The organism is Alteromonas sp. RW2A1, assembly GCF_001886475.1.
GTDB lineage: Bacteria > Pseudomonadota > Gammaproteobacteria > Enterobacterales > Alteromonadaceae > Alteromonas > Alteromonas hispanica.
Genome location: NZ_CP018031.1, coordinates 3,336,606 through 3,363,579, shown reverse-complemented (window position 1 = coordinate 3,363,579; position 26,974 = coordinate 3,336,606). Strand labels below are relative to the sequence as shown.

The following is a 26,974-nucleotide window of genomic DNA, read 5'->3' as shown; positions in this document are numbered from 1 at the left end:
TCATTGCAGTGAACTTAAAAGTTATTCTGCGTATTAAAACATAAAGCAGCGCGAAACGTTACGTGATTTTAGTCATCGTGCAAACTATAAACGACGAAAAGCGAGGTAATATCGTGGAGTTTAGTGTAAAAAGTGGCAGCCCAGAAAAGCAACGTAGTGCCTGTATCGTTGTGGGCGTCTTCGAACCACGCCGTTTAACGGCAGTGGCAGAACAGCTAGACGAGATCAGCAATGGTTATATCAGCAACCTGTTGCGCCGCGGCGATTTAGAAGGCAAAGCCGGCCAGATGTTGCTGCTACACAATGTACCAAACGTCTTGAGCGAGCGGGTTTTACTTGTCGGTTGCGGAAAAGAGCGCGAATTAGACGAGCGTCAGTACAAAAATATCATTGCAAAAACAATCCAAACACTGAATGAAACTGGGTCAATGGAAGCCGTATGTTTCTTGACCGAACTTCATGTAAAAGGCCGTGATACCTATTGGAAAGTACGCCAGGCGGTAGAAGCCACAGAAGACTCGCTGTACACATTCTTACAGCTTAAAACGAAGAAAGGTGAGCCACGTCGCCCCTTGCGCAAAATTGTCTTCAATGTTCCCACCCGTCGAGAGTTAACCGTAGGCGAGCGCGCTGTTGAACATGGTTTAGCGATTTCTCGTGGTGCCAAAGTGACAAAAGACGTGGCCAACATGCCACCCAACATTTGTAATCCAGAATATCTATGGAAACAAGCACAAGAGCTTGCGAGTCGTTATGACAGTATAACCGCTGAAGTGGTTGACGAAACGCAAATGGCAGAACTTGGTATGCAAGCCTATCTAGCGGTAGGGCGCGGCTCTGAAAATGAAAGCATGATGAGTATTATGCATCACCGTGGCGGCCCTGCAGATCAGGCGCCTATCGTGCTTGTGGGTAAAGGGTTGACCTTCGACTCTGGCGGTATATCGCTTAAACCAGGCGAAGCCATGGACGAAATGAAATACGACATGGGCGGCGCTGCAGGCGTATTAGGCACAATGCACACTATTGCCGCGCTTAATTTACCCATTAATATTGTTGGCGTGCTCGCTGGCTGTGAAAACATGCCAAGCGGCAATGCGTATCGTCCAGGTGACATTTTAACAACCATGTCGGGTCAAACCGTTGAAGTGCTAAATACCGATGCAGAAGGCCGTTTAGTGCTGTGTGATGCATTAACTTATGTAGAACGCTACGAGCCTGAGTTGGTAATTGACGTAGCAACCCTTACCGGCGCAGCCATTATTGCCCTTGGTCACCACGCTACTGCGGTGATGAGTACTCATAATCCTCTTGCCCATGAGTTACTCAACGCCTCAGAGCAAAGTTCAGACCGCGCTTGGCGTTTGCCGTTGTGGGATGATTATCAAGAGCAGTTAGAAAGCCCATTTGCCGATATGACCAACTTAGGTGGTCGTCCGGCAGGAAGCATCACAGCGGGTTGTTTCTTGTCGCGCTTCACTAAAAAGTACAACTGGGCACACCTTGATATCGCAGGAACCGCATGGCGCAGTGGTAAAAATAAAGGTGCGACGGGACGTCCTGTTCCTATGCTTTCTCAGTTCTTAATGAACCGAGCAGACATTAAGTTAGAGGACTAACCTAGCATGCCACAGGTTATTTTTTATCAACTAAGCGCTAGCGATAATGGCGTAGCTGGCAAAGCCAGTGAGATTGTCGCTAACGCTTTTGCTAATAAACAAAAGATGAGTGTGCTATGCGATACGCAGGCACAAGCAGAAGAAGTTGATGAACTGCTGTGGCAACTGCCGGCGAACCGTTTTGTACCTCACAATTTATACGGTGAAGGACCACAGGCAGGTACGCCGGTAGAAATATGCTGGCAACCAGAGCAGGTTGCCCGGCGTCAAATGGTGGTAAACGTGGGTTCTGGCATGGTGCCATCGCCTAATCAACACCGCCAAATCATCGATTTTGTACCCGTGGATGAAAATGCTAAGCAAGCAGCGCGGGTGAGATACAAAAACTATCAGCAAGCTGGTTGTAGTATGCAATTTAAGTCTGCATGACGGCGCGCACCTAGCACGTTTACTTTTTCACCCAAGTTACATCAGCTTCAAAACGAGAGTCAGTAATGGATAAAACCTTCGAACCGCAGTCTATCGAGCAGCAGTGCTATAAAAAATGGGAAGACGCGGGTTTATTTAAAGCATCTGGTAGTGGTGAACCCTACTGTATTCTTCTTCCCCCGCCAAACGTGACGGGAAGTCTACACATGGGCCACGGATTTCAGCAGACCATAATGGATGCGTTAACCCGTTACCACAGAATGAAAGGCGACAACACGTTGTGGCAGGTGGGTACAGACCACGCGGGTATCGCCACGCAAATGGTAGTTGAACGCCAGTTAAATGCCCAAGGTAAAACACGCCACGATTTGGGCCGCGAAGACTTTATTAAAAAGATCTGGGAGTGGAAAGAGCAAAGTGGCGGTACTATCACCAGCCAAATGCGTCGCTTAGGAACATCGCCAGATTGGTCTCGCGAAGTCTTTACCATGGACGACGATTTATCGACGGCAGTGACAGAAGTCTTCGTAAAGCTGCATGAAGAAGGGCTTATTTATCGCGGCAAGCGTCTCGTTAACTGGGACCCTGTACTGCACACCGCAGTATCCGATCTTGAAGTTCTCAACGAAGAAGAAGATGGCCACATGTGGCACATGCGCTATCCTCTTGCCGATGGTAGCGGTGAGCTTGTGGTAGCTACAACACGCCCAGAAACGATGCTAGGTGATACCGCTGTAGCTGTTCATCCCGATGATGAACGTTATCAAGGCTTTATCGGCAAAGATATTAAACTGCCAATAACAGGTCGTTTGATCCCCATAATCGCTGATGACTACGTTGATATGGAATTTGGTACAGGGTGCGTGAAAATAACCCCTGCCCACGACTTTAACGACTATGACATGGGTAAGCGCCACAACCTTGCCATGATCAATATTCTTACCGACGATGCCAAAATAAATGATGATGCGCCAGAGGCTTACCAAGGTTTAGATCGCTTTGACGCCCGTAAGCAAATCGTTGCCGATTTAGATAGCAGTGGTGTTTTGGTAAAAGTAGAGCCGCATAAGCTTAAAGTGCCCCGTGGCGATCGCACTGGGGCGGTAATCGAGCCTTACCTTACAGACCAATGGTACGTAGCGGTAGAGTCTCTTGCCAAGCCCGCAATTGAAGCAGTAGAAAGCGGTGAAATTCGTTTTGTTCCAGAAAACTGGAACAAAACCTACTTCCAGTGGATGAATAACATTCAAGACTGGTGTATTTCTCGTCAGCTTTGGTGGGGACATCGCATTCCAGCTTGGTATGATGAGAACGGCAAGGTTTACGTAGGTCGCACCGAAGAAGAAGTACGCGCGAAAAATGACTTAGGTAGCGAGGTTACGTTAACCCAAGATAATGACGTTCTCGATACGTGGTTTTCTAGTGCGTTATGGCCTTTCGCCACTATGGGATGGCCAAAAGACACTCCCGATTTAGAGACGTTTGTTCCGTCATCTGTTTTGGTAACAGGCTTTGACATTATTTTCTTCTGGGTTGCCAGAATGATCATGATGACCAAGAAGTTTACTGGAAAAATTCCATTTAAAGACATTTACATCACAGGTCTCATACGCGATGAGAGCGGTGACAAAATGTCGAAATCAAAAGGCAACGTGCTTGACCCTATTGACCTGATTGACGGCATCGACCTCGAGTCTCTTGTTGAGAAGCGCACTGCCGGAATGATGCAGCCCCAGTTAGCTGAAAAAATCGTTAAGCGCACGCGCAAACAGTTCCCTGAAGGAATTCATGCCTACGGTACCGATGCTCTTCGCTTTACTTTTGCGGCAATGGCATCTACCAGCAGAGATATCAATTTTGATATGTCTCGCGTTGAGGGCTATCGAAACTTCTGTAACAAAATTTGGAACGCATCGCGTTTTGTTTTGATGAATACGGAAGAGCATGATACCGGTGCGAATGGCGGTGATATGGTACTCAGCTTGGCAGACCGCTGGATTTGGGCGAAGTTTCAACAGACCCTTGTTGAATTTGAGAAAGCACTTTCTGATTACCGTTTCGATATTGCTGCGCAAACTGTGTATGAATTTACTTGGAATCAATTCTGCGATTGGTACCTTGAGCTCACAAAGCCAGTGCTTAGCAATGACGCAAGTAGCGAGGCTGAAAAGCGAGGAACTCGCCATACACTCATCAACGTGCTAGAGAGCCTGATGCGACTAATGCATCCTCTTATGCCGTTTATCACCGATACTATTTGGCAGCGTGTTGTGCCGCTAAGCGCACTTAACGTTGAAGACGACGCTAGCATCATGGTGCAGCCATTCCCAGAAGTTGAAGCGGATAAGCAAGACGAAAGCGTGCTGGCCGATATTGAGTGGGTGAAGAAGTTTATTGTTGGCATTCGCAATATTCGTGGCGAAATGGATATTTCCCCAAATAAACCGCTTAATGCTTTACTCAGAAATGTAAGTGACGAAGACAAACGACGTTTAGAGGCTGCTAAAGGCTTCTTAGATAAGCTGTCTAAACTTGAGAGCGTAACTATTCTTACTACTGGTGAAGAAGCACCAGCTAGCGCGACGGCGCTGGTAGGAGAGATGGAAATTCTGATTCCTATGGCAGGGCTTATTGATAAAGATGCAGAGCTTGCACGTATCACCAAGGCCATGGAGAAAGTTGAGAAAGACGTATCAAGAACCCGTGGCAAACTTGGCAATGTAAAGTTTGTTAGCAATGCACCTGAAGCCGTAATCGAAAAGGAACGCGGTAAGCTCGACGAGGGTGAAAAAGCGTTGGCAAAACTGAAAGAACAATATGAGACGATTGCTGCTCTCTAGAGTCGCTTAACCTTTATTGTTTTCAGCAGTATATTCAACAATTAAAACGGGGCCAAATTAATGGCCCCGTTTTTTTGTCATGCCTAAATTGAATAATTGCTGTCATCGTCTGAAGCATTTTTCGTAAGATCTCTTGCCAGGAAATACTCTAGCTTGGCTGAAAGGGCTTTTTGTTTGATAGGTTTGGTAATGTAGTCATTCATTCCCGCATCAATGGCGTTTTGCTTATCTTCTTTCATCGCGTTAGCAGACAAACCTATAATTATGATATCTGTAAAGCCTTTTTCCCTCAGCGCCTTAGTGGCTTCATAACCATCCATAACGGGCATTTGAACATCCATGAGAATGAGGTCGTATTCTGTTGAATTTTCAACTTTTTGCACGGCTTGTTTGCCATCTTCAGCGACGTCAAAGGTTAAGCCCACATTGGTTAGCATTTCACCGGTAACCAACTGATTTATATTGTTATCTTCAACTAAAAGCACATGGCCTTCGAGTGTAATAGAAGGGGGGCTGTCCGCAGTCAACTCTTGGGCAACGTGCCCGTCTTTCTCTAGAACTTGTTTAATAAAGCGTTCAAACTGAATAGGCGTAAACGGATGCATGATGAGTGGATTGGTCCATAGCGACGCATACTTAGCCTGAAGCGCGCTGCCCGCTGTTTCCATAATTAAACCCACAGACTTGCTTTCTTCTACTAACTCATTAAACCAACGCAAGTTCTGTCTAAAGGTACTAAAATCCGGAACGTCAATAAGAATATGTTCTGGCAAATTTGGTTGCGCTTGAGCGTCTTGTATAGAGCATACTGCTGTTGAAGAAAGGTTGAGGTGCTGTGTGTAATAGGCGGGCAATAGAGGAGATTCTGTCACGTAAATACTTCCCTCAGGCAGAGCAGGGGTTTGACTCAAAATACCGCTTTGTCGGTTAACCGCTCTTAACGGTAGTGATATAAAGAACTCACTTCCCTTTCCTAGAGATGAAGATGCTCGCAGGTCTCCGTTCATCAACTCAACGAGTTGACTCACAATAGCCAAGCCAAGTCCCGTGCCGCCATACATTCTGTTAGTCGAGCCATCAGCTTGGGTGAAGGGTTTAAAAATTTTACTCAGTTGCTTTTCACTCATGCCAATGCCCGTGTCTGACACCCGCATAGAGAGAGTAAACACATCGCCGTCAGCGTTCATGCCGCCATCAAACTCTATTTCAACCCGTCCTTGATCAGTGAACTTCACGGCGTTGTTACCAATATTCATAATAATTTGGGCTATTCGAAGGGGGTCGCCAATAACAGTTGCGTAAAGTGATGGGTTTACCGAGAAACGAACTGAAAGATTCTTCTCCTTGGCACGAAGGGCAATAACAGCAATTAAGTTGTCGAAAAGAGAATGCAAGGAGAAGCTAACTTCCTCAATTTTTAATTCACCGGCCTCTATTTTTGAGAAGTCTAAAATGTCATTAATAACACTTAGTAATATTTGACCCGAATACGCTGCTTTATCAAGATAGTCTCTTACCGTGTTGCTGATTGATTGCTTTTGGGCTAGCTCGATTAAACCAATAATACCATTCATCGGCGTGCGTATTTCGTGGCTCATATTGGCTAAGAATATACTTTTCGAGGCTGTGGCTTGCTCTGCTTTGCGCTTAGACTCTCTCAACTCATTATTCAGCCGCTCTTGTTCTACATTTAAGCTTTGTGCTTCGGCCAACAACTTTTGAGTTTGACGATTTTTATCACTAAATACCATGGCGGCTCTGGAAAGCTTGCCTATCTCATCGGTGCGTTTGCTACCTGGTATATTTTCTATGGGCACATTCTCTGAAAGTTTATTGAATACGCCGGTAATGGATTTAATGGGGCCAAGGATCCTGCCCATGGTGAATATCGCAGCGGCTAGCGCTAATAAAATTGCAAAGAGGGAAAAGAGTTCTCCCTTTTGTTGGGTAGTTTCAGCGAGTTGATAAGTTTGTTGTGTGGCGGCTTCAGATGCTGCCGATACATTATTAGCCAGTTCACCGCTTAAATAGAGAAACTCTCTTGCTGACCCGGCCATAACTACGTTTACTAGAAATAAATTGCCCTGAGTAATTTGTGAAAGCGTTAAAAAATCTGACTTGAGCTTATTTACTCTGGACTCTAACTTTCGCTTTGAAATACCGTCAACTGTGGAGACAATATCTGTTAACGGCGAGACCGATTGATTGAATAAATCTACAAAAGTAATGTCTGGTTTTATGAGATATTTCAGCGTGGCGTTCTCGGCAAGCACAAGCTGCTTAGTAATTTGCTCATAAGTATTCACGCTAATGTCGCCGGTGTTAAGTAGGCTTGATGCCAGTCTTTGCAGCACTAAAGTACTCGTTAAGGTTCCTTCAGAAACAAGGTTGTCTCTTTGTGCTCTTGCGTCTACCACTTGCTTAAAATTGAGTTGGTAGGCGTCTAAATGCTCATTCATCCTCGCAAGCACGCCATTATCTTGCTTATTCGAGTAAGCCGAGTTTGACTGGGCAAGAACATCGAGTTTGTCTGCAATCGATGCCATTAGCCTCGAGAAGCGAGTAACGGCTGACGGGCTGGCATTTTCTTTAAAGATAAGTACATTTCGCTGAAGGTCGACAACGTCTCGTTCTAATTCTTTTACAATGCCAACGGCATTGACTGCCTCGGTAGCAGTCTCTACACCACGATTTAATACCGCTTGGTTCTCATGGGCTATAAAGCTCTGAAAAAGGATAAGCACGATAAGTGCTAGTAGCACTGTAACAAGCTGTATTCTGATTGAGGATAGCATTCAGCGCAGTGGCCTTTTTGTTATTAGTTTAAGAGGTAATGAACTCGTACCACTTTTGTAAGCTGTATTCATAAGTCGGCATTACTGTATTCCAAACAGCCACATTACTAAAGCGGTTTTCATAGCTCCCGCCCGTTCTTTGCGCTCCTTTTAACACGCTTACCTTTCCATCTGTACCTGTTAAATCGGTAGCTGCTGGCTGGCCTTTATACCAGTAATCCCACTCAGCTTTGGATAGATAATTAGCTGAGCGCTCCGGATTAGAAATATAGTAACCTTGTTTAGCGATAAAAGCACCCGGCCAACCCGACAGCCACCAGTTCATATACTCATAGGCAACGTCTTTGCTTCGCCCTTGAGAGGCTGAAGATAAACACATAACGCCATGCCATCCGCGGTAGCCTTCTTTAGGCGCAGCGAACGTAACAGGAATGTTTTCTCCGTTTAATGTAGATACTGCGGGAGAGAACATACTCTCAATGGCAACTCTGCCACTTTTCATAAATTGCACTGACTCTGGTACCGATGTCCAGAAGCCGTTGAAGTGGTTTAACTGAACCAGTTCTATTAGCACGCTAAATAATGCATCGAGTTCTAACTCTGTCATTGCACCAATATCATTAAATTCAACGAACCCCTTGGCCTGGGCTGCTAGGGCTAGGTCGAAAAGACCAATAGTAGGGTCGTTAACAATAGCCACCTTGCCCGAATAGCGACTGTCGAGTAACCATCCCCAGCTTTCGGCTTCGCCCTGCATGGCTTCTGGAAGATGACGTCTGTCGTATCCAAAAGAATCAACATTGTGTACATACGGCAAAAAGCTCACTGTGTCGGTGGGTGTAGCCCCTAGAGAACCATTACCCTGCACGTTTAATATTTTGTGAGGAGCGTCTCCGGCCCCCATTCTGGCATTCGCTGTGAGTTTACCGGTTTTTGATAAATTGTTAATTTCTTCCCAATAGCGAATACGTTTTTTTTCTATTGGCTGAATAGCGCCTGCACGCCACAGAACGCCAATACTATTAGACCACTGTTCATACAAATCAAAAGATGTGGGGTTCATAGACGCCTTTTGCAGTACCGTTGCACTGCCGCCGGGCTCGAATTGAATGTTTATGCCCAAGTCTTCCATTGCTTGTTGTCGTATGGCTTCTTGCAGCGTTACATGGGTACCCATAACCTTCAGCGTAGGCTTAGGTTTACCTATAGCAAAGGGCGTAACCCCTGCAGTAACCCCCAGCGCAAGGGTACCTTTTATAAAGTTCCTACGAATGGAAGGTGAGGATGTGTTTTTACTGTCCTTTGTCATTGTAGTGTTCGTACCTTAAAACGCAGTCACAGGCGTGTATTAGCTTGTAGTAATAGAGCAGTTGCTAATGAAAGAGATTAGCAAATTACTTCAATTTTTGCGCGCTACAAATGGTATTTGCAAAACATCACTCATACAAAGCACTATTCCTACAAAAGGCTACTCCTACAAAACGCCATCAAACAAACTGCTTTTATATAAGGCTTTATTCACACTAATCACGATCGCACTATTTTCGATTTGTTTGTAGTGGGTTTCACCAGAGCACGGCCAAGCAACATTAAAAAACCAAAAAACAGTGTCATCCACGATAATGATCCCCCGTGCTCCTGCACAATAACCACAGATTCTTCTACAACGTATTCATTGGTTTCACTTTCTAAAGGTACAAAAGCAAACTCAGGGTTGTCGTAGCTGTCAGAAAAGGCCACAAGTTGCTCTGTTTGCGCATCATAAAGCTCGAGTAAAATATCGTAGTCATAAGAGGGGAACCCTGAAACTAATGTGCTTTCAATCACAAAACTGTCTGTAGAATCTTCCCCGTAAATAAAGAATTCTGACGACACATGTATGGCGTCGTAAGTACCATTGCGGCCCAAATAAAGCACCGCGTAAACAGGTACATTAGCGAATATTGTGTCGGCGTCGAATTCCACCGAAAATTGTGAGTAATATCCGTCGTAATCAATATCCTGAACAAGGCCTACCCAGCTGTCGTAAATCCAGAATTCATTACTACTTACAACGGTAATACTACTCGATAACTTCGTTGTATTTGCGTACTTCTGAACGCGTTGGGCTGTTTTTAAGTCTTGCGTATCAAGTGTAGATTTTAAGTTTGACGTAGCGTGGCTAGTGCCGTTGCTGCTCTCGCTAAAATCTGCGTTTGGAGAGGGTGAGTTTGAATCTGCTGCTTGTCCAGTTAAAGACTCAGTATCTGCCCCACTCACTGGTGTTGGCTGTTCAAGGGGCGTATAAACCTTGTCATAGCGGTATTCTTGAGATGTTACTTCTTTATTTTCAGAGGCGGTGCTGCTGGTATCTTTCGTATTAGTTTGTGCATCAACATGCGCACTAAGCAATGCAAGTAGGGCAATTGTAGAAAGTATCGTTCTAGCAGATTGAATCTTCATAAATCCATCCTTTTCCAATCAATAATGACATGGTCATTGTTGACTGGAAAAGATGAACGAAAGCTGAAGTGAAACTTAATGGGTAGTTATTTATACCTTACCCATTATATCTTACCCATAATATCTCGAGCAGCATCGAACCGGTTCGAGTTAACCTTTAGTCCTCGTCGTAGAAGCTGTCGTCTTCCACGTCATTTGTTGTCTCGTTGTCTTCCCGTGGTTCGAAGTAAGTTCCCCAACCATCATAGGTCACGTCTTGCTTGTCGGCGATTTTGAGAAGTTTATCAACATCAGCGTTAAGTAAATTAATATCTAACTTACGTTCTACCACAGCATCGAAACAAAATACGGTATCACCGTCATCTAACATCAATTCTTCTGCGTCGGTAACTTCAAAGCCTGCTTTAAAAACATCAACCGCTGCTTTTTCTAAAACATCAAAATCGGTACTGGCAAAATGATGCTCAATGGTATAATCGGCGTCGGCTTGACTGCCATCCTCTAACAGTGCATCAATCGTTTCTTGATTGAATTCATACCACTCTTCTCTTTCGTCAAATTGATTCATTTTTTTGCCTAATACGTAGCTTGTTGCCTTTGTTAATGGGCGCAAGTTTACCTGCTTTTCTCTAATTCATCGACCTGCGCATTCAACTGTTCAAATTTTTCTTTCATTTGCTCGTTGAAAATACCCATCCACTCTTTAATAGAGTGTGTTTCTGTTAGCGGTTGAGGCGCACTAATGTCGATAAGAACAACACCATTATCCCATTTATTCCAACGTACTTTTTTATGTAGATTGCTCGCAGTTACCATTACCACAGGTTCATTGGTGGTTTTTGCCAACCGAAAAGCCCCTTGTTTAAACGGCAAAATACCTCGGCCATTACTGCGCGTACCCTCTGGGAACAACCATACCGAGGTTTTCTTTTTGGCAATTCGGTTTGCAGCTATGTCTAGCGTGTTTCTGGCTTTGCCTGAATTATTTCGGTCAATCATGATGTTGCCTGATAGCCAGTAAATTTGGCCGAAAATAGGGATCCACTTCAGACTTTTCTTACCAATAGTCACCACACCCGGCAGGGCAGCTTTACATATTGTCATAATATCAAAGCTATTTTGGTGATTTGCAATGAATACATAGGGCTCATTAAGTTTTACTGCCGGATCTCTTCGAACAATAACTTTAAGGCCCACAATTTTAGCCATCTGGGAATATAGCGCTCCCGCAGCCTGCACGTTATCTTTGTGGAAAGGGCGCAAAATGAAGACAAAAAGCAAGATTACGTTGATAACCAAAAACGCGATGAAAAGAATGGGAATGCGAAGCAAAGCGATCAAAATAACTCCTAGCAGTAAATAGAGCGCGCAGTATAGAAGAAATTTCAGCGTACACTTGTCCGATGAGTTTTTACAGTGAAGTTTGTAATCTGGGCTACACTAGAGTGTTGAGCCGCTATTTCTATATTATTTTCGCGTTACTAAGATAAAAAGTAGATCTAGGAGCCGGTATTTTACGGGATATATTGAAATCGTTAAGCGGCATCTAGACAATTCGACGTTTTTATCACCTTTAGTATGAAGCATTTTTATTAATAGCCCATTACAATAGATAAGACTAAGCATTCAAACCATATTTGGTACCCATAAGTATGTTGACATTTACCCCTGACGAACTAGAAGAAGATATTCTTGCAGACCTCATGGAGGAAATTAACGAGCTTTATGAATCGAGCGAGCAAACGTTAATAGAGCTAGAGTTGCGTCCTGCGGACAACGAGCTTCAAAGAGCCTTGTTTCGCTCTATACATACCATTAAAGGTGACCTTGGCTTAGTAAACTTCTCGCCATTAATTCCATTACTTCAGCACGTAGAAGATTTACTTGATTACCTCCGCAAGGGCCAAGTTGCTTATACAAGCACTATGAGCGACCTTGTTCTGCTTACTATGGACAGGGTAAAAGCGTTTGTAGAAGAAGTTATGCGAACTGGCAAAGCAGAGTATGACAATAATCTGCACGAGCAGTTAGTGCTTGCGATTAGTCGCATAACGCCGGAAAACAATGCTGAACACGAGCGCTTCTTAAACGATGCCGTTCTTCTGCTTAATCCTGCCCTTGATGTTGCGAGTAGCGAGGGTAACTCGGAAAGTGCACCCGTAAAGGCCCCCGTTTTGGCTTCAACGGGTATTCCAAAAGATATAAGCAGTGAAAAGAAACAAGATGTGCTGTTTTTTAGAGAACTAATGCAAACCGTCGAGCGACGCTGTACATTTTGGGCTGGAAAAGGTGACCGCATTGCAAAACTTGCTATGTATATTAATGATGTGGCCGACAATATTATTGATGAAGATCAGCTAGCCGTTGCCAGTTATGTGCATGACTTCGGTATGGCCTTTATGCCCATGAAGTTGTTAAACAAAGGCGATACGTTAACTGAAAATGAATTCAATCTAATGCGCTCTCATGTTTATAAAAGTGCCCGTTTACTAGAGCACCTAGATGACTGGGATATGGCGCGCAAAATAGTGATGCAACACCATGAGCGCACCGACGGCTCAGGGTATCCGCTAGGCTTGAAGGAAGACGACATTTGCGAAGGTGCAAAGCTGTTGGCGATTATTGATACGTACGATGCTCTTACCCACCCAAGAGCGCACAACGAAGACAAAGTCATGTCTAAGAAAGAGGCAGTTATCCATATCAACAAGCAGGCTAAAGGACAGTTCAGCATGAAATGGGTTCGCCACTTTAATCAAGGCATAACAGGGTTACTGACTAAAGGTCATTAAAACCGGTTTAGGCAGCTTGTTAGGTTAATAACAAGCTGCACATGTTAACTTTTTTACTGCCACCTTCATATTTCTGAAGTAAGAACCTCACTCTCCAGTGTGCCAAGCTAGCTAATACCTAACTCTTTTAGCTTACGTGTAAGCGTGTTACGCCCCCATCCTAAGCGTTTTGCTGCATCTTGCTTGTGGCCGTGAGTATGATGTAAGGCACGCTCAAGCATCACTTTTTCAAACGTTAACATGGCATCATTTAAAATGTCGTGACGACCGTCCCGCAGCTGTTTATCTGTCCATGAGGCAAGTAATTCAGGCCATTCTCCGGTAGCGGCAGAAGATGTTTCTACGTGCCCATCGCTGTGAATTTCTGGCGGTAAATCGCTGGGGATAACTTCTTGGCCGCTTGCCATTACCGTTAGCCAACGACACACGTTTTCTAGCTGTCTTACGTTACCAGGCCACGGAAGCTGTGACATCACTCGCTCAGCACTTTTACTAATAGTTTTAGCATCAACATCAAGTTCTTTAGCGGCGCGACGCAAAAAGTGTCTGGTTAACAATGGAATGTCTTCACGACGTTCGGCAAGGGAAGGTAGGTGCACTCGAATAACATTGAGGCGGTGAAATAAATCTTCACGAAACTTACCTTCAGCAACTCGGGTTTCTAGATTTTGGTGGGTTGCGGCAATAATTCTTACATCGACACTAACCGATTGGTGCCCGCCAACGCGATAAAATTGACCGTCGGCAAGTACTCTTAGCAAGCGGGTTTGAACATCAAGAGGCATATCGCCAATTTCGTCCAGAAATAAGGTTCCGCCGTCGGCTTGTTCAAAACGCCCCTGACGCGCAGCCTGAGCACCAGTAAACGCCCCTTTTTCGTGCCCGAAAAGTTCAGACTCTACAAGATCGGCGGGAATAGCGGCCATGTTTAGCGCAATAAAAGGTTTGCTAGAGCGGGGACTATGTCTGTGCAAAGCATGGGCGACTAGCTCTTTACCTGTTCCAGACTGACCGTTGATGAGTACACTGATTGACGAGCGAGACAGACGACCAATGGCTCGAAACACTTCCTGCATCGCTGGCGCTTCACCAATAATTTCAGTAACCACCTCATCTTGCTGTACCTTGGTGGTAGATGACTGCTCCCTTGCATGGTCTATTGCACGCCGGGCAAGCGTAACGGCTTCATCGATATCAAAGGGTTTGGGCAAATACTCAAACGCCCCCTTTTGATATGCATTTACCGCACTGTCCAGATCTGAATGCGCAGTCATAATAATGACAGGAAGAAGGGGGTGTGAGCTGTGAACCTCGTTCAACAGGGTCATACCGTCCATTTGAGGCATTCGTATGTCAGATATAATAACTTCTGGCGCTTGACCACTTTGGATTTGGCGCAGCAAATCTTCAGGGTTTTCAAAACTCAAGCAGCTGATATTTGCTGCCTGTAAGGCTTTTTGCAGCACCCAACGAATCGAACTGTCATCGTCGACAATCCATACCGACTCATTCGTCATCGCCTGTCTCCTTACTTTTAATTGGAATATAAATCACGAATTTGGTGTAACCAGGGTGGCTATCAACATCTATTTTTCCACCGTGGTGATTAATAAGTGTTTGTGAAATCGACAACCCAAGACCCGAGCCATTTTGTTTACTGGTGACCATGGGATAGAACAAGGTGTCTTTTATCTCTGCAGGTATACCTGGGCCGTTGTCGATAATTTTCACTTTGGCCACTAAAGCGTGGCGCGCAGATTGAATAGTCATTTGACGTTCGATACGGGTTACCAAGCGTATTTCAGGGTTAGGTGTTTTGTGCTCGTTCAACGCCTGAATACTGTTGCGCACTATATTCAGCACCGCTTGCTGAATCATGTCTGGATCGATCCTCAGATCGGGAATACTTGGGTCGTAATCTCGTACAATTGAAATTGGTATGGCAGAGTCAACCAACATAAGGCTTCGCACTTTCTCTAACGCTTGATGCACATTGCTTACTTCAAAGCGAGGTAAAGAATTAGGTCCTAGAAGGCGGTCTACCAAGGTACGCAGTCTATCCGATTGCTCGATTATCATGCGTGTAAACTCTTTATGTTGTTCAGGTAACTCTTTTTCTAACAGCTGAGCTGCACCACGAATTCCTCCTAAGGGGTTTTTTATTTCATGGGCTAGGCCACGCACGAGTTCTCGAGCTGCATAATGCTGGGCATTTTGTAGATTTTCTCGGGTGATTCGCTTTTGCTGGTCTATTTTCTTTACTTCAAAAAGCAGGCCAGGGCCGTTGGAAGTTGCAATATTAGTAACGGTTAAATCTACTGAAACGTAGCGATTATCTTTAAACGCCAGTTTTATCTCGTTTTCAGTAAAGTCTTCACCTTTGCGTATTGCGGCTCGCAACCGCGTTGTCTCAATAGTACCCGGTAAGAAAAAGTCAGGTAGAAGATGGCCTTGAAGTTGTTTTAACCCTGTTTCAAATAATGCCTCACCGGCGTGGTTCGCGTAAATAATACGCAGCCGGCTATCTACCATCACTAGGGCTGTATTTAGACTATTTAGTAATAATCGTGATTCTGACTCGGTAGAAACCATCCGAGCATGTCTCCTTTGCACCAATGTTGTGCATTGTAGCGTGTAACTGACAATCCCGCGCAGGTTTACTCGAAAATTAAAATTCTATGAACCGCGTTGGTGCGCCAGTTCAGTAGGGCTGCACGCTAGTTGTTATTGATAAACACCGATGCCTGATGCAGGTAAAGGGTTTGAGTAGAAGACGATGCAAGAGTCTTGCCCGTATTGTTGGTGAGTTCAACTTTGTAATTATGTGCCCCACGATGGACACCCTCTAGCTTAAATATGCCTGAGGAATTGCTCTTAACTGGGGCACCGTCGAATATCAAGCGATACAAGGGAGCTTTTACTGCACTGTTTTGTTCCGCTTTAATAACAATGTTGCCAGCGTTGTCTCTCAAGGTCGCTTCGGGAGCGGGGCTAGCGATACTTACGCTATAATTTGGCTTTTTCTTTTTAACCTGAACTTTTTGAGTCTTTGGCGTTTTAATAGCAGAAACCACGTTACGTGTTTTTATATCTAGCTCTACGGTTTCGGCATTTGGTGGTGGTGTATCTGTATATGTCACAGAGCCGTCTTCGTTGACGACTTTGAAAATTTGCGCAGGACTGTTTTGTGTTTTTGGTTGCTGTGTTTTATTTTTCTGTGTCGTGTTTTGCTGGGCAGAGGCTTGCTGGTCAGGTGTTTGCTGATCGTATGTTTGCTGGGCAAAAGCCTGATGAGAAAAGCAGGCGGCGCATAGGAACACAGTAAATGACGGCAAAGTGAAAAGCAGCGAGGTGCGTTTAATTGAATCTGTCATAAATGGTGTCCCTTTAAATGTTGCTCAAACGCTATCATAGATGATTCTAAGCATAATAGATAATTGTTAGTCGCGCAGGCTGTTCCCAACCTAATAGGCCCTTATACAAATCAATGCGCAGACAATAAAAAAGCCCGCAATTGCGGGCTTCAAATATCTACATACATCATCAACACACTAAGCGCATGTTGAAACGTTTCTATTAAACGCTGTAGTACATGTCGAACTCAACAGGGTGAGTTGTCATGTTCAAAGTAGTAACTTCTTCAGACTTAAGATCGATATATGCATCAATCATGTCATCAGTCATTACACCGCCAGCAGTAAGGAATTCGCGGTCGTTATCCAATGCTTCTAGCGCCATTTCTAGCGAGCTAGCAACGGTTGGAATTTCTGCTGCTTCTTCTGCCGGTAGGTCATACAAGTCTTTATCCATAGCATCGCCAGGGTGGATCTTGTTCTTAATACCGTCAAGGCCAGCCATAAGCATTGCAGTAAATGCAAGGTATGGGTTAGCTGTTGGGTCAGGGAAGCGCACTTCGATACGACGAGCCTTATCGCTTGTTACATAAGGAATACGGATTGAAGCAGAGCGATTACGCGCAGAGTAAGCCAGCATTACAGGTGCTTCAAACCCTGGTACAAGACGCTTGTACGAGTTAGTTGATGCGTTAGCAAACGCATTGATTGCGCGAGCATGCTTAATAATACCACCAATGTAGTAAAGCGCTTCTTCAGAAAGGCCTGCATACTTGTCACCTGCGAAGATGTTCTTGCCATCTTTTGCAATAGATTGGTGACAGTGCATACCAGAACCGTTGTCGCCAACTAGAGGCTTAGGCATAAAGGTCGCAGTTTGACCGTATGCATGAGCAACGTTGTGTACAACATACTTGTATACTTGGATTTCATCAGCTTTCTTAACTAACGTGTTGAATTCACATGCAATTTCGTTTTGGCCAGCGGTTGCAACTTCATGGTGATGCGCTTCGATAACAAGGCCCATCTCTTCCATAACCATACACATTGCCGCGCGAATGTCGTGCGCAGAATCTACTGGAGGTACTGGGAAGTAACCGCCTTTTACGCCTGGACGGTGAGCCATGTTACCGCCTTCAAACTCTTCGCCAGAGTTCCACTTTGCCTCTGATGAATCAATCTTGTAGAAAGAACCTGCCATATCGGTGTGGAAACGCACGTCGTCGAAAAGGAAAAATTCTGGTTCTGGACCGAAGAATACCGTGTCACCGATACCTGTAGACTTCAAATATTCTTCTGCACGGCGAGCAACAGAACGCGGGTCGCGCTCGTAGCCTTCCATAGTAGTAGGCTCAACGATGTCACAGCGGATGTTTACTTGTGTTTCTTCTGCAAAAGGGTCAACTACGCAGCTGTCTGCGTCCGGAAGAAGAACCATGTCAGACTCGTTGATGCCCTTCCAGCCTGCAATTGAAGAACCGTCGAACATTTTTCCTTCTTCGAAGAAATCTTCATCAACTTGGCTCGCAGGAATAGATACGTGTTGCTCTTTACCTTTGGTATCGGTAAAACGTAAATCGATAAATTTCGCTTCGCTTTCTTTAATCAGCTCTAATGCCTTTTCTACTGACATCGTGTCCTCCAGGTTTTAATGTAAAAATGCAGAGTGATCAGGCTCACTCCAACAGTAAAATTGTGAAAGCGATAATCATGCCATCTATCTATCTGCCGTTTTCTGCGGCTTACACTAAGATGAAGACCTGTAATATGGCCTGCTTCGCACTAATTTGGTGCGATGTCGTGCAATAGTGGTGCAAGTGGCATCGCCTACGATGTTTAGACTAGAATACTTTCTAGCCGCTTACCACTCTTTCTATACAGTGAATTACTCCCTTATTACCACCAAATTCCGCTATAGGCCTTTAAAAATAGAAGAAAAGCGGAAACATTCATTGCAAAGTGAAAAAAGATGCGCAAACGGCGCGTTTTTTCTGTACAATCCGCGAAAATTTTCTATCTGCATTTTTTGCAAGAAATCTCATGCATACCGTGTTGGTATGTATCGATTTACACAGGCTCTATATAAGCATGAATACCACTGATATAAGTAAATTGCGTAATATCGCAATCATCGCCCACGTTGACCACGGTAAAACTACCTTGGTAGATAAGCTTCTTCAGCAATCTGGAACGTTGGAATCTCGCGGCGTACAAGAAGAGCGCGTTATGGACTCGAATGACATCGAGAAAGAGCGCGGTATCACCATCTTGGCGAAAAATACTGCAATTAACTGGCAAGACTACCGTATCAACATTGTTGATACTCCGGGACACGCCGATTTCGGTGGTGAAGTAGAGCGTGTAATGTCAATGGCTGACTCTGTACTTCTACTTGTTGACGCTCAAGAAGGTCCAATGCCGCAAACGCGCTTTGTTACTCAAAAAGCATTTGCTCAAGGCCTTAAGCCTATTGTTGTCATCAACAAAATCGACAAGCCAGGTGCTCGCCCTGATTGGGTAATGGACCAAGTATTTGATTTGTTCGATAACCTTGGCGCTACTGATGAGCAGCTTGATTTCCAAGTTGTTTATGCTTCTGCACTAAACGGTTGGGCGTCTAACGATGCTGACACACCGTCAGAAGACATGACTCCACTTTTCCAAACTATTGTTGACCAAGTTGCTGCACCAGATGCTGATGCCAACGGTGGTTTCCAAATGCAGATTTCACAGCTAGATTACAACTCGTATGTGGGTGTAATCGGTGTAGGTCGTATCAGCCGCGGTTCAGTTAAAACCAACCAACAGGTAACTATCGTTACTGCTGATGGTAAAACTCGCAACGGTAAAGTTGGCTTAGTATATGGCTACCTTGGTCTAGACCGTCACGAAGTAGACAGCGCGAATGCGGGCGATATCATCGCTATCTCTGGTCTTGGTGAACTGAAAATCTCTGACACAATTTGTGACGTTAATGCCGTTGAAGCACTTCCACCACTATCGGTAGATGAGCCAACAGTAACCATGACGTTCCAAGTAAATACATCACCTTTCGCTGGAAAAGAAGGTAAGTATGTAACGTCGCGTAACATCCTTGAACGTTTGAACGACGAGCTTGTTCACAACGTTGCACTACGTGTTGAAGAAACGGCTGATCCGGATAAATTCCGCGTATCAGGTCGTGGTGAACTTCACTTAGGCATACTGATTGAAAATATGCGTCGTGAAGGTTACGAACTTGCTGTATCTCGTCCAGAAGTAATTCTAAAAGAAGAAAATGGCGAAACAACAGAGCCATTTGAAACCTTGACGATTGACTGTGAAGAACAGCATCAGGGCTCTATCATGGAACAGCTTGGTCTTCGTAAAGCAGAAATGACTGATATGTCTCCAGATGGCAAAGGCCGTGTTCGCATTGACTTCGTTATTCCAAGTCGTGGTCTTATCGGTTTCCAAACAGAATTTATGACAATGACGTCGGGTTCTGGTTTGCTATACCATTCATTCGATCACTACGGCCCTTACAAAGGCGGCATTATTGGTAAGCGTAAAAACGGTGTTCTCATTGCCAACGCTAACGGTAAAGCACTAACTAACGCACTGTTTAACCTCCAAGAGCGCGGTCGTTTGTTCATCGGTCATGGTGTTGAAGTTTACGAAGGTATGGTTATCGGTATTCACAGCCGTGACAACGACCTAACGGTAAACGCGTTGAAAGGTAAGCAGCTTACTAACGTTCGTGCCTCTGGTACTGATGAAGCGCAAACACTTGTACCACCAATCAAAATGTCTCTAGAGCAAGCACTAGAGTTCATTGACGAAGATGAATTGGTAGAGGTTACACCAGAATCTATTCGTATCCGTAAGAAGTTGCTTACAGAGAACGAACGCAAGCGTGCATCGCGAGCGCCAAAATAGACAGCAATATACGTTAAAGTTTTAGCGCGTTAATGTTTGCGCTGAAAAAAGATAAAAATGCCAACCTCGCGTTGGCATTTTTTATTCTATTAGCGCTTGTTCAAACCATAACTCGCTAAATAGTTGCTACCAAAGGCGAGTGGTCATTTCTATATTTTGTCCCTACACTTTAAGTTATTAAGCTCCTGTAGGCTATATCGCTTTTACAGGTAACTTGTGTAAACGGTGGAATTTTTTAAGAGGTACTTCCATGCTTTCAATTGCCGTCATTGAAGATGATCAAATTACCCTCGATTTAATAACCGATGCATTAGAAACCCAGTTGGATGCAACCGTTTATCCGTTTAGCCGGAGCAAATACGCTCGAGATTTTTTGCTTCAGCAAACGCCAGATTCATTGAATTTGGTGATTAGCGACCAACTTATGCCCGACTATGATGGGCTGAGCTTGTTAAAGCTATGTCGTTCAAAAGGTTTAGAAATTCCGTTTTTGCTCATTACTGCAGACCCTCATAAAAGTCTTGTATTGGATGCGGCTAAACTCAATGTTTCTGGCTTCCTAGCAAAGCCAATTAGCATGAAAGAGTTAGTGGCTACCTCTGATAAGGTGACATCTCAAAACCACTGCAATTGAAATACCTCTAAGTGCTTTGTTACCAAAAACACTCTGAGATATTTATTCTCAGCACTCACTGCAAGCATTCCTTCAAGTAGCACATCCTTGGGCCAGTAGGCGATTAGTAGCAACTGAGTACCTGCATCACAATAATTAAGTGCAAATTGTTATAGAGAAATGTACTTCCCACCCTAGTTTATACCTTTGCAAAACCATACACTTGAAGCATAACTTTCTCGGCAAAAGGATGTAGTGTGAGCGCATTATTCGACAATACCCCATCAAGAAAAGAGACTCATTCATTTAAATGGCAGAAGTACAAAGGCAAAGACATCATTCCTGCCTGGGTTGCAGATACTGAGTTTTCTTGTGCTCAGCCTATTTTAGACGCTATTTCTGCTCAGGTAGACCACGGAAACATGGGGTACATTCTGCCCTCGCATCACACGGGGGCTATTAACGCAGTAGTGCGTTGGCTAAAAGATAAACACGATTGGCACATTGAGCCTGAGTGGCTAGTGTGGACGCCGGGTGTGGTGCCTGCATTTAACGTTGCGTGCAAAGCCTACTGCAACCCAGGTGATAAGGTGCTAATTCAAACGCCAAACTATCCGCCTTTGTTGGCCGCGCCTAAACTCAATCAGTTAGAAAGAGTCGATATTGGCACTGTCATCGACTCAACGAGTGATGCAGAGAATCCTAGGTATACCCTCGACTTTGATGCACTTGAACGAGAAGCCGCCGACCCTAAATGCACCCTGTTCATATTATGTAATCCTATGAATCCGGTAGGCACAGTGTTAACGCAATCGGAGATAGACAGGATTGCTGACATTTGTAATAAGAATGGCGTTAAACTGTGCTCTGACGAAATACATTGCGATCTTATTTTAGAAGAGGGCAAAGCCCATATTCCTGCCGGTAGAGAGGCGCAGTTAGCTGACAACAGCGTTACTTTAATGGCCGCAAGCAAAACCTTTAATATTGCAGGTCTTGGCACTTCGTTCGCCATCATACCGAATAGAAGCGTTAGGCAGGCATTTGTAAATGCCGCAGCCGGCATTGTTCCATGGGTAAATATAATGGGGTTAGCGGCTACCGAGGCCGCGTTTACGCAGTGCGACGATTGGCACAAACAAGAACTTAGCTATCTTCGCGAAAATCGAGACAGAGTTTACCAAGCAATCAATAACATAGAAGGGCTAAGCATGCTGAAGGCGGATGCCACCTTCTTAGCTTGGGTAGATGCAAGTGGCTTAGGTGTCGATGATGTACAGGCCTGGGCAGAGCAAAAAGGCGTAGGGCCATCGCCCGGTAAAGACTTTCACCAGCCAGACCATTTCAGAATAAACTTTGGCTGTAGTCGTTCTATGCTTGATGACATTCTAGCGCGCCTAGCTAAATAGACGAATCCCAAAAAATAGCAGAAACTACTTGTAGTAGAAACTTAAATAGTAGAAAGCGCCTTGTGAAAACAAGGCGCTTTTACTAGCGATAATAAAGCTGGATAAAGCGTGCAATTACAGGAATACATTGACCAATTTATAGCAACCTAACCCCACCACTGTGCCTACCACAACTACTCCTGCAATATTACTTTTCCAAGAGTTTTTAAACTGCCCTAAAGCCTGGCTTTTGTTCATAACTACCAATAAGAAAATAGCAATTACCGGCAGTAATAGCGCGTTTGTAGCCTGCGCAAACAATATGGCGGGTAAGGGTTTAAAACCTAATGCTGCAACACTTACGCCTACCAGAATAATGACCATCCATACAGCTTTAAAGCTTCGGCTCTTCATATGGTCACTTAAACCAAGAGCCCCTGTCACCGCATAAGCGGCTGCTAGCGGCGCGGTTATGGCACTCGTCAAGCCTGCTGAAAACAGTCCAAGGGCAAAAAACCATTGCGCTTTATCGCCAAGCACAGGCTTGAGTTGCTCTCCCATGTTGCTGGCGTCTATGGTGGCTGCTTGATTGAAAAACGCCATCATTGCGGTTGCCATTACAATCAACGTTATAAGTCCGCCCATACTTATGGCTCTGGCTGACTGACTTCGACAGGCAAGGACAGCCTGCTGCTTATCTAAGCCTTTCGATGATTTTGCTACCAAACTCGCGTGTAAAAATAAATTGTAGGGCACTATGGTGGTGCCAATTAACGCCAATACGGTGGTAATAGCATCGGTGTCTAATTTAGGTGATATAAGCTGATTGAACATGGCTGATAAGTCGGGTTTAGCCACGAGCAGTGTGATCAGAAATACCCCTGCCATGATAAAGACTAAATAAACTAAAACAGTTTCAATCCATTGGTAGCTTCCAGACCACAATAGCACTATCGCAATAGCGCCAAGAATAGCGGCCCATGGCCCTATTCCAATATCGATAAACGCATCGAGTCCAATTGCGGCACCGGTTAAGTTGCCCGACTCATAGGCAGCGTTGCCAATGCCGATAGCACTGACGATGAGCACAACGAAAAGGTTTTTGAGCCAGGGCTTGTAGGCCATATCTTTCATGGCGCCAGCAAGTCCCTGTCCAGTGGCAACGCCAAGGCGGGCTGCCATATCCTGCAGGACTATTGTTGCGAAAACAGAGAAGATAAGTGCCCATACCAAATGAAAACCGAAGTTAGCTCCGGCTAAACTTGCGGTAGTAACGGTTCCTGGGCCAATAAAGGCGGCCGCGATAATATATCCTGATTTATCTTTTGCCATTTGCAACAACTCTTAGTTATGTTCTATTAGGGTCAACAGACCTTAGTATGATATCAATTGGAAAAAAAGGCGCGCAGCCTATCGTTTCAAAATATATAACGCAACCCAAAATGAGAATCTGCAGTGAATGATCAGTTACCCATAAATATTGTTAGGCCAATAGTGGAAAAAAAGAGCTTTCGCAACGTGCTCCCAAGTGCGGAAAAAGTCGATGGTATGATATTCGCTGTGGCCGCCTGCCCAGAAATACCTATGCCAGAACAGTGGATGCCATGGCTTATTCAAAGTGCTTCTAGCCAATTGGTTGATAGTGATGTAGATATTCTTGCCGATACGCTTATGAATGGGTTGCGTGCGCATTTAGACTTTATGCGACAGGGGCGTATCGCGTTACCGCCTTACTGTATGGAAACTATTACTACCACAGACGCAGGTAAAGAGGAGATGATTAAACCTAGTAGTGCGTTATCACAGTGGTTAAATGGCCTGCTGATTGTTCACAAAAACGTAGAGCCTGTGTGGCAAAACGCGTGGCAGCTAGCTGAAAAAAAGCAGGCAAACATAGACAGGCTGAATCATGAAGATGCAGAAGAAAAAGCAGCTAATAATGAGGGGGAAGCGCCAGAAGTTCAGCTTTCTCGATGTCTAAAGCTTTTCACCACCTTGGCAAATATAGATTTAGCTTACCAGCAACGACAGCCCCAACATGCTGAGCAGCTAAGTAAAAAACTACCCATTCTTGTAAAACAGCTGCCTGCATTACTAAAAGATTATACGACGCTTGCCGGCGATTTAGCGGGCGCTTTGCCCAATCAATTCGAAATGTTTACTAAAAAATAGAAAGAGTAAGTGTTGTAAGAGCATGCCCTCGGTTTAACATTCACTAACGCTGACGCTGCTGCAAACGTTTTTCACTTATGGTTTGCTTTAATGATGCCGTATAAGCATCAAGGGCAAGCTTAGCCTGTTCATATTCTTCGTTAAGCGTAAGTGAGCTTGGTTCACGCATAAGCGCTTTAAATGCGATATCCGTTTGTTTTAGTAACTCTTTAAGGTGCTGATTATTTTCGTCCATGTTCTGTCCTTGTCTTTTTTCGTTACCTGAAGCGCTACATTTTTGCGCCTGTCCATTTTTTGCCTAACCGCATTTTTATAATAAGCCCAACCGCTTAACTTAGCACTGCAACTGAACGCAAAAACGATAAAACGTGTCTTTAGAGTGTTTATACAAGTACAAGTAGAGCGACTAGGCAATTCAGTGCTTGCGCTAGAATGGTTTTACAATAGCTAAACACACAATAGCGAGAATGATGAGTACCGGCGCTTCGTTAAGTATTCGATAAAAGCGAGGCGTGTGGGTATTTTCATCGCGAGCGAACTGTTTCATCAGTGTAAACAAATAGAAGTGATAACCGTAAATTGCAACTAAAAGTAGAATTTTTATATGTAGCCATCCAGACATTTTAAACCATGTGCCGCCGTAACTTACAATAAGCGCAATGCCAAACACTAAAGTGAGCAAAGCAAAGGGAGTGACAAAATACCAAAGGCGTCGTTCCATCACTTTAAACTCTTCTTTAACGACTTGAGAAGAGGTAGTGGCGTGATAAACAAAAAGTCGAGGTAAATAGAAAAGGCCTGCCATCCACGCAAGCATAAAAAAGATGTGAAGTGCTTTGAACCATAAAATATACATGTCAGTAATTCGCCTTTTGCAAAAAGCTTTGTAGGATATTCCAAGTAATTACGCCAATGATATCGTTAAAGTCTTGGTCGTAAATATAAACTGCGCCAGAGCGCGATTTTTTAAGATGTTCGTACACTTCATGAAGAGTAGTTTGAGCACTTAGCCCCTCCATTTGATAATAGCTTAAGGCCGCCGCATCGTGCTCTAAGCTCACATTGTATTGCACCAACTTGTATTGCACATCAATTTCGAATTTAGACTGCTGAATCACAATTTTGGTTGGCTCTTTCTCCAAATGATCGGTAAGCGCTTTTTCTGGTGCATCGTTAAATAGCTTGTAGTTGGTATCCATGGCTGCCAGAACGCCTGTTTTTTCTAACGCTTCCCGAATTGACGAAATGGCGTAGGGAAGATTTTGATAGTCTAATTGGAGAATAAATAACGAACGATTTTTGAAAAACTGCGTTGATGTTACGTACGCAGGCACAATCACCAGCATGGCTGGAAGAATAATTTGCGGGCTGTAGGAAAGCTCCATTACTGCCGAAAGCGCAGCCAGCGGAGCGTGTAGTACTGCTGTTAGCATTCCTGCGATACCCAATAATGCAAAGCTGTTCGTGAATTCAGGTACATCAATAAAGTAAGACAAGGGAAGCAAGAGTACTGCGCCTGCTAACATACCAATTACCATCACAGGGCCGATAATGCCACCTGGGATCCCTAAGCCGATAGCAAAAACAGCAAGTACCACTTTAAAAACCAGAACAGCTATTAAAAGTAAGGTTTCTGGGTTGCTATCGAATAAATGCTCAACATCGATAAAGTTGGCTCCTAGCGCTTCTGGCAGCAAAGCACCAATAGAGCCTGTAATACACGCGGCTAGGATTAAGCGCCATACCATTGAAACTGGACGAAACCATGTCATTACACGCATTAATTGCCGATTGAAAAGAGTCGCTAGCATGCCAAGCAAAATTCCTAGCACCACTAAATACAAATACATCCACTGGCTAAAGGCGGTGAACGATAGAAAAGAAAGCTCGTTAACCTCGCCAAAAACAATACGGGCCAGCACCGAGCCACAGGCTGCGGCAAGCATGATAGGCACGAAAATATGTATTTTATATTCTCGCAGTACCACTTCCATTACAAAAATGACCGCGGCGAAAGGCGTGTTAAACGAAGCCGAAATTCCGGCGGCAATACCACAACCGGCGAGAATACGAACGCTGTTATATGGCAAGCGAAGCCATTGCCCCAACAAGCTACTACTTGATGCGCCCATATGGACTGAGGGACCCTCTCGGCCAACAACAAATCCGCCAGCTAGTGCAAGCATTCCACCAAAAAATTGGTTAATAGTAGTTCGAAAAGGAATATGACCGTAGAAGTATTTCACTCTATGGATAACGAATGGGATCCCCAATCTATAGTGCTTAAAGCCGGTTAAAAAGGCGATAAAAAGAATAATACACACGCTGATAAGGGGCATAAATAACCAAACTAGCCACTCTTCAACTAACCAGGATTGCAAGGTAGACACGCCGGTTTCGCGAAGCCAATCAACGCAAAGGCGAAATAAAATGATGATAAGCGCAGCAAACGTTCCGCCAACAATACCTAATAGGCATAGCTGAACCGATGTGCGTGGGTGAGCCACTTCCTGTCGTAAAGCCTGAAAGCGCATGATGTGATACAGTAAAGTAAATGTAGTGTAAAGCTTACCACAACCACTTAAATTTCATAATGTTAAGAATAGGCTCTTA

Annotated in this window: 21 protein-coding genes; 8 read left to right on the top strand and 13 right to left on the bottom strand. The window is 44.4% G+C overall.

Translation table 11 applies throughout. The features are described from left to right. Positions 1–113: 113 nt before the first annotated feature. From pepA to BM528_RS14890, 3 genes are all read left to right on the top strand, one after another. Complete coding sequence (gene pepA, locus BM528_RS14900) at positions 114–1,619, top strand: leucyl aminopeptidase (protein WP_071981343.1); 1,506 nt, start codon at positions 114–116, stop codon at positions 1,617–1,619. A 6-nt stretch (positions 1,620–1,625) separates the two neighbouring features. Then, the gene (locus BM528_RS14895; protein WP_071980511.1) at positions 1,626–2,048 is read left to right on the top strand and encodes a DNA polymerase III subunit chi; all 423 of its coding nucleotides are present in this window, start codon (positions 1,626–1,628) and stop codon (positions 2,046–2,048) included. A 65-nt stretch (positions 2,049–2,113) separates the two neighbouring features. Continuing rightward, positions 2,114–4,888, top strand: coding sequence for a valine--tRNA ligase (locus tag BM528_RS14890; RefSeq protein ID WP_071980510.1), 2,775 nt, complete (start codon positions 2,114–2,116; stop codon positions 4,886–4,888). Between the two features lie 83 nt (positions 4,889–4,971). On the opposite strand, the gene BM528_RS14885 is transcribed toward BM528_RS14890, so the two are convergent. The 5 genes from BM528_RS14885 to BM528_RS14865 form a co-directional block, all read right to left on the bottom strand. Then, positions 4,972–7,683 (bottom strand): ATP-binding protein, encoded by a 2,712-nt coding sequence (locus tag BM528_RS14885; protein ID WP_071980509.1) that lies wholly within the window; start codon positions 7,681–7,683, stop codon positions 4,972–4,974. 28 nt (positions 7,684–7,711) lie between these two features. Then, positions 7,712–8,992 (bottom strand): ABC transporter substrate-binding protein, encoded by a 1,281-nt coding sequence (locus tag BM528_RS14880; RefSeq protein WP_071980508.1) that lies wholly within the window; start codon positions 8,990–8,992, stop codon positions 7,712–7,714. A gap of 218 nt (positions 8,993–9,210) precedes the next feature. Further along, a complete protein-coding gene (locus tag BM528_RS14875; RefSeq protein ID WP_071980507.1) occupies positions 9,211–10,125 on the bottom strand; it encodes a choice-of-anchor H family protein in 915 nt (304 codons plus the stop codon). A gap of 157 nt (positions 10,126–10,282) precedes the next feature. Next, positions 10,283–10,693 (bottom strand): ribonuclease E inhibitor RraB, encoded by a 411-nt coding sequence (rraB, locus tag BM528_RS14870; RefSeq protein WP_071981342.1) that lies wholly within the window; start codon positions 10,691–10,693, stop codon positions 10,283–10,285. A 47-nt stretch (positions 10,694–10,740) separates the two neighbouring features. Further along, a complete protein-coding gene (locus BM528_RS14865; RefSeq protein WP_071980506.1) occupies positions 10,741–11,466 on the bottom strand; it encodes a 1-acylglycerol-3-phosphate O-acyltransferase in 726 nt (241 codons plus the stop codon). A 311-nt stretch (positions 11,467–11,777) separates the two neighbouring features. Between BM528_RS14865 and BM528_RS14860 the strand changes: the two genes are divergently transcribed. Continuing rightward, positions 11,778–12,917, top strand: coding sequence for an HD domain-containing phosphohydrolase (locus BM528_RS14860; RefSeq protein WP_071980505.1), 1,140 nt, complete (start codon positions 11,778–11,780; stop codon positions 12,915–12,917). 107 nt (positions 12,918–13,024) lie between these two features. On the opposite strand, the gene glnG is transcribed toward BM528_RS14860, so the two are convergent. The 4 genes from glnG to glnA all read right to left on the bottom strand — a co-directional run bounded on the left by glnG (position 13,025) and on the right by glnA (position 17,903). Continuing rightward, the gene (gene glnG / locus BM528_RS14855; protein WP_071980504.1) at positions 13,025–14,434 is read right to left on the bottom strand and encodes a nitrogen regulation protein NR(I); all 1,410 of its coding nucleotides are present in this window, start codon (positions 14,432–14,434) and stop codon (positions 13,025–13,027) included. Continuing rightward, the gene (glnL, locus tag BM528_RS14850; protein WP_071980503.1) at positions 14,424–15,509 is read right to left on the bottom strand and encodes a nitrogen regulation protein NR(II); all 1,086 of its coding nucleotides are present in this window, start codon (positions 15,507–15,509) and stop codon (positions 14,424–14,426) included. Before glnL ends, glnG begins: the two co-directional genes overlap by 11 nt. 125 nt (positions 15,510–15,634) lie before the next feature. Beyond that, the gene (locus tag BM528_RS14845) at positions 15,635–16,291 is read right to left on the bottom strand and encodes a DUF4124 domain-containing protein (protein WP_071980502.1); all 657 of its coding nucleotides are present in this window, start codon (positions 16,289–16,291) and stop codon (positions 15,635–15,637) included. A gap of 202 nt (positions 16,292–16,493) precedes the next feature. After that, positions 16,494–17,903 carry a glutamate--ammonia ligase gene (gene glnA, locus BM528_RS14840; protein ID WP_071980501.1) on the bottom strand — a complete coding sequence of 470 codons (1,410 nt, stop codon included), beginning with the start codon at positions 17,901–17,903 and terminating at the stop codon, positions 16,494–16,496. A gap of 455 nt (positions 17,904–18,358) precedes the next feature. On the opposite strand from glnA, the gene typA reads away from it, so the two are divergent. The 3 genes from typA (at position 18,359) to BM528_RS14825 (ending at position 22,210) form a co-directional block, all read left to right on the top strand. Then, positions 18,359–20,188, top strand: a complete 1,830-nt coding sequence (typA, locus tag BM528_RS14835; protein ID WP_071981341.1) for a translational GTPase TypA — start codon at positions 18,359–18,361, stop codon at positions 20,186–20,188. Positions 20,189–20,438: 250 nt separating this feature from the next. Continuing rightward, positions 20,439–20,822, top strand: coding sequence for a response regulator (locus tag BM528_RS14830; RefSeq protein ID WP_071980500.1), 384 nt, complete (start codon positions 20,439–20,441; stop codon positions 20,820–20,822). A 236-nt stretch (positions 20,823–21,058) separates the two neighbouring features. Next, on the top strand, positions 21,059–22,210 hold the full coding sequence (locus tag BM528_RS14825) for a MalY/PatB family protein (RefSeq protein WP_071980499.1): 1,152 nt from the start codon (positions 21,059–21,061) through the stop codon (positions 22,208–22,210). Positions 22,211–22,324: 114 nt separating this feature from the next. On the opposite strand, the gene BM528_RS14820 is transcribed toward BM528_RS14825, so the two are convergent. Continuing rightward, entirely contained in the window at positions 22,325–23,521 is a 1,197-nt protein-coding gene (locus BM528_RS14820) for an Nramp family divalent metal transporter (protein ID WP_071980498.1), read from the bottom strand. A gap of 123 nt (positions 23,522–23,644) precedes the next feature. On the opposite strand from BM528_RS14820, the gene BM528_RS14815 reads away from it, so the two are divergent. Next, positions 23,645–24,361 carry a UPF0149 family protein gene (locus tag BM528_RS14815; RefSeq protein ID WP_071980497.1) on the top strand — a complete coding sequence of 239 codons (717 nt, stop codon included), beginning with the start codon at positions 23,645–23,647 and terminating at the stop codon, positions 24,359–24,361. 43 nt (positions 24,362–24,404) lie between these two features. Here the strand turns inward: BM528_RS14815 and BM528_RS14810 are convergent, their stop codons facing one another. The 3 genes from BM528_RS14810 to BM528_RS14800 form a co-directional block, all read right to left on the bottom strand. Further along, positions 24,405–24,596, bottom strand: coding sequence for a hypothetical protein (locus tag BM528_RS14810; RefSeq protein ID WP_071980496.1), 192 nt, complete (start codon positions 24,594–24,596; stop codon positions 24,405–24,407). 192 nt (positions 24,597–24,788) lie between these two features. Further along, positions 24,789–25,217 carry a CopD family protein gene (locus tag BM528_RS14805; protein ID WP_071980495.1) on the bottom strand — a complete coding sequence of 143 codons (429 nt, stop codon included), beginning with the start codon at positions 25,215–25,217 and terminating at the stop codon, positions 24,789–24,791. A 1-nt stretch (position 25,218) separates the two neighbouring features. After that, positions 25,219–26,895, bottom strand: coding sequence for a chloride channel protein (locus BM528_RS14800; protein WP_071980494.1), 1,677 nt, complete (start codon positions 26,893–26,895; stop codon positions 25,219–25,221). Between the last annotated feature and the right edge of the window lie 79 nt (positions 26,896–26,974).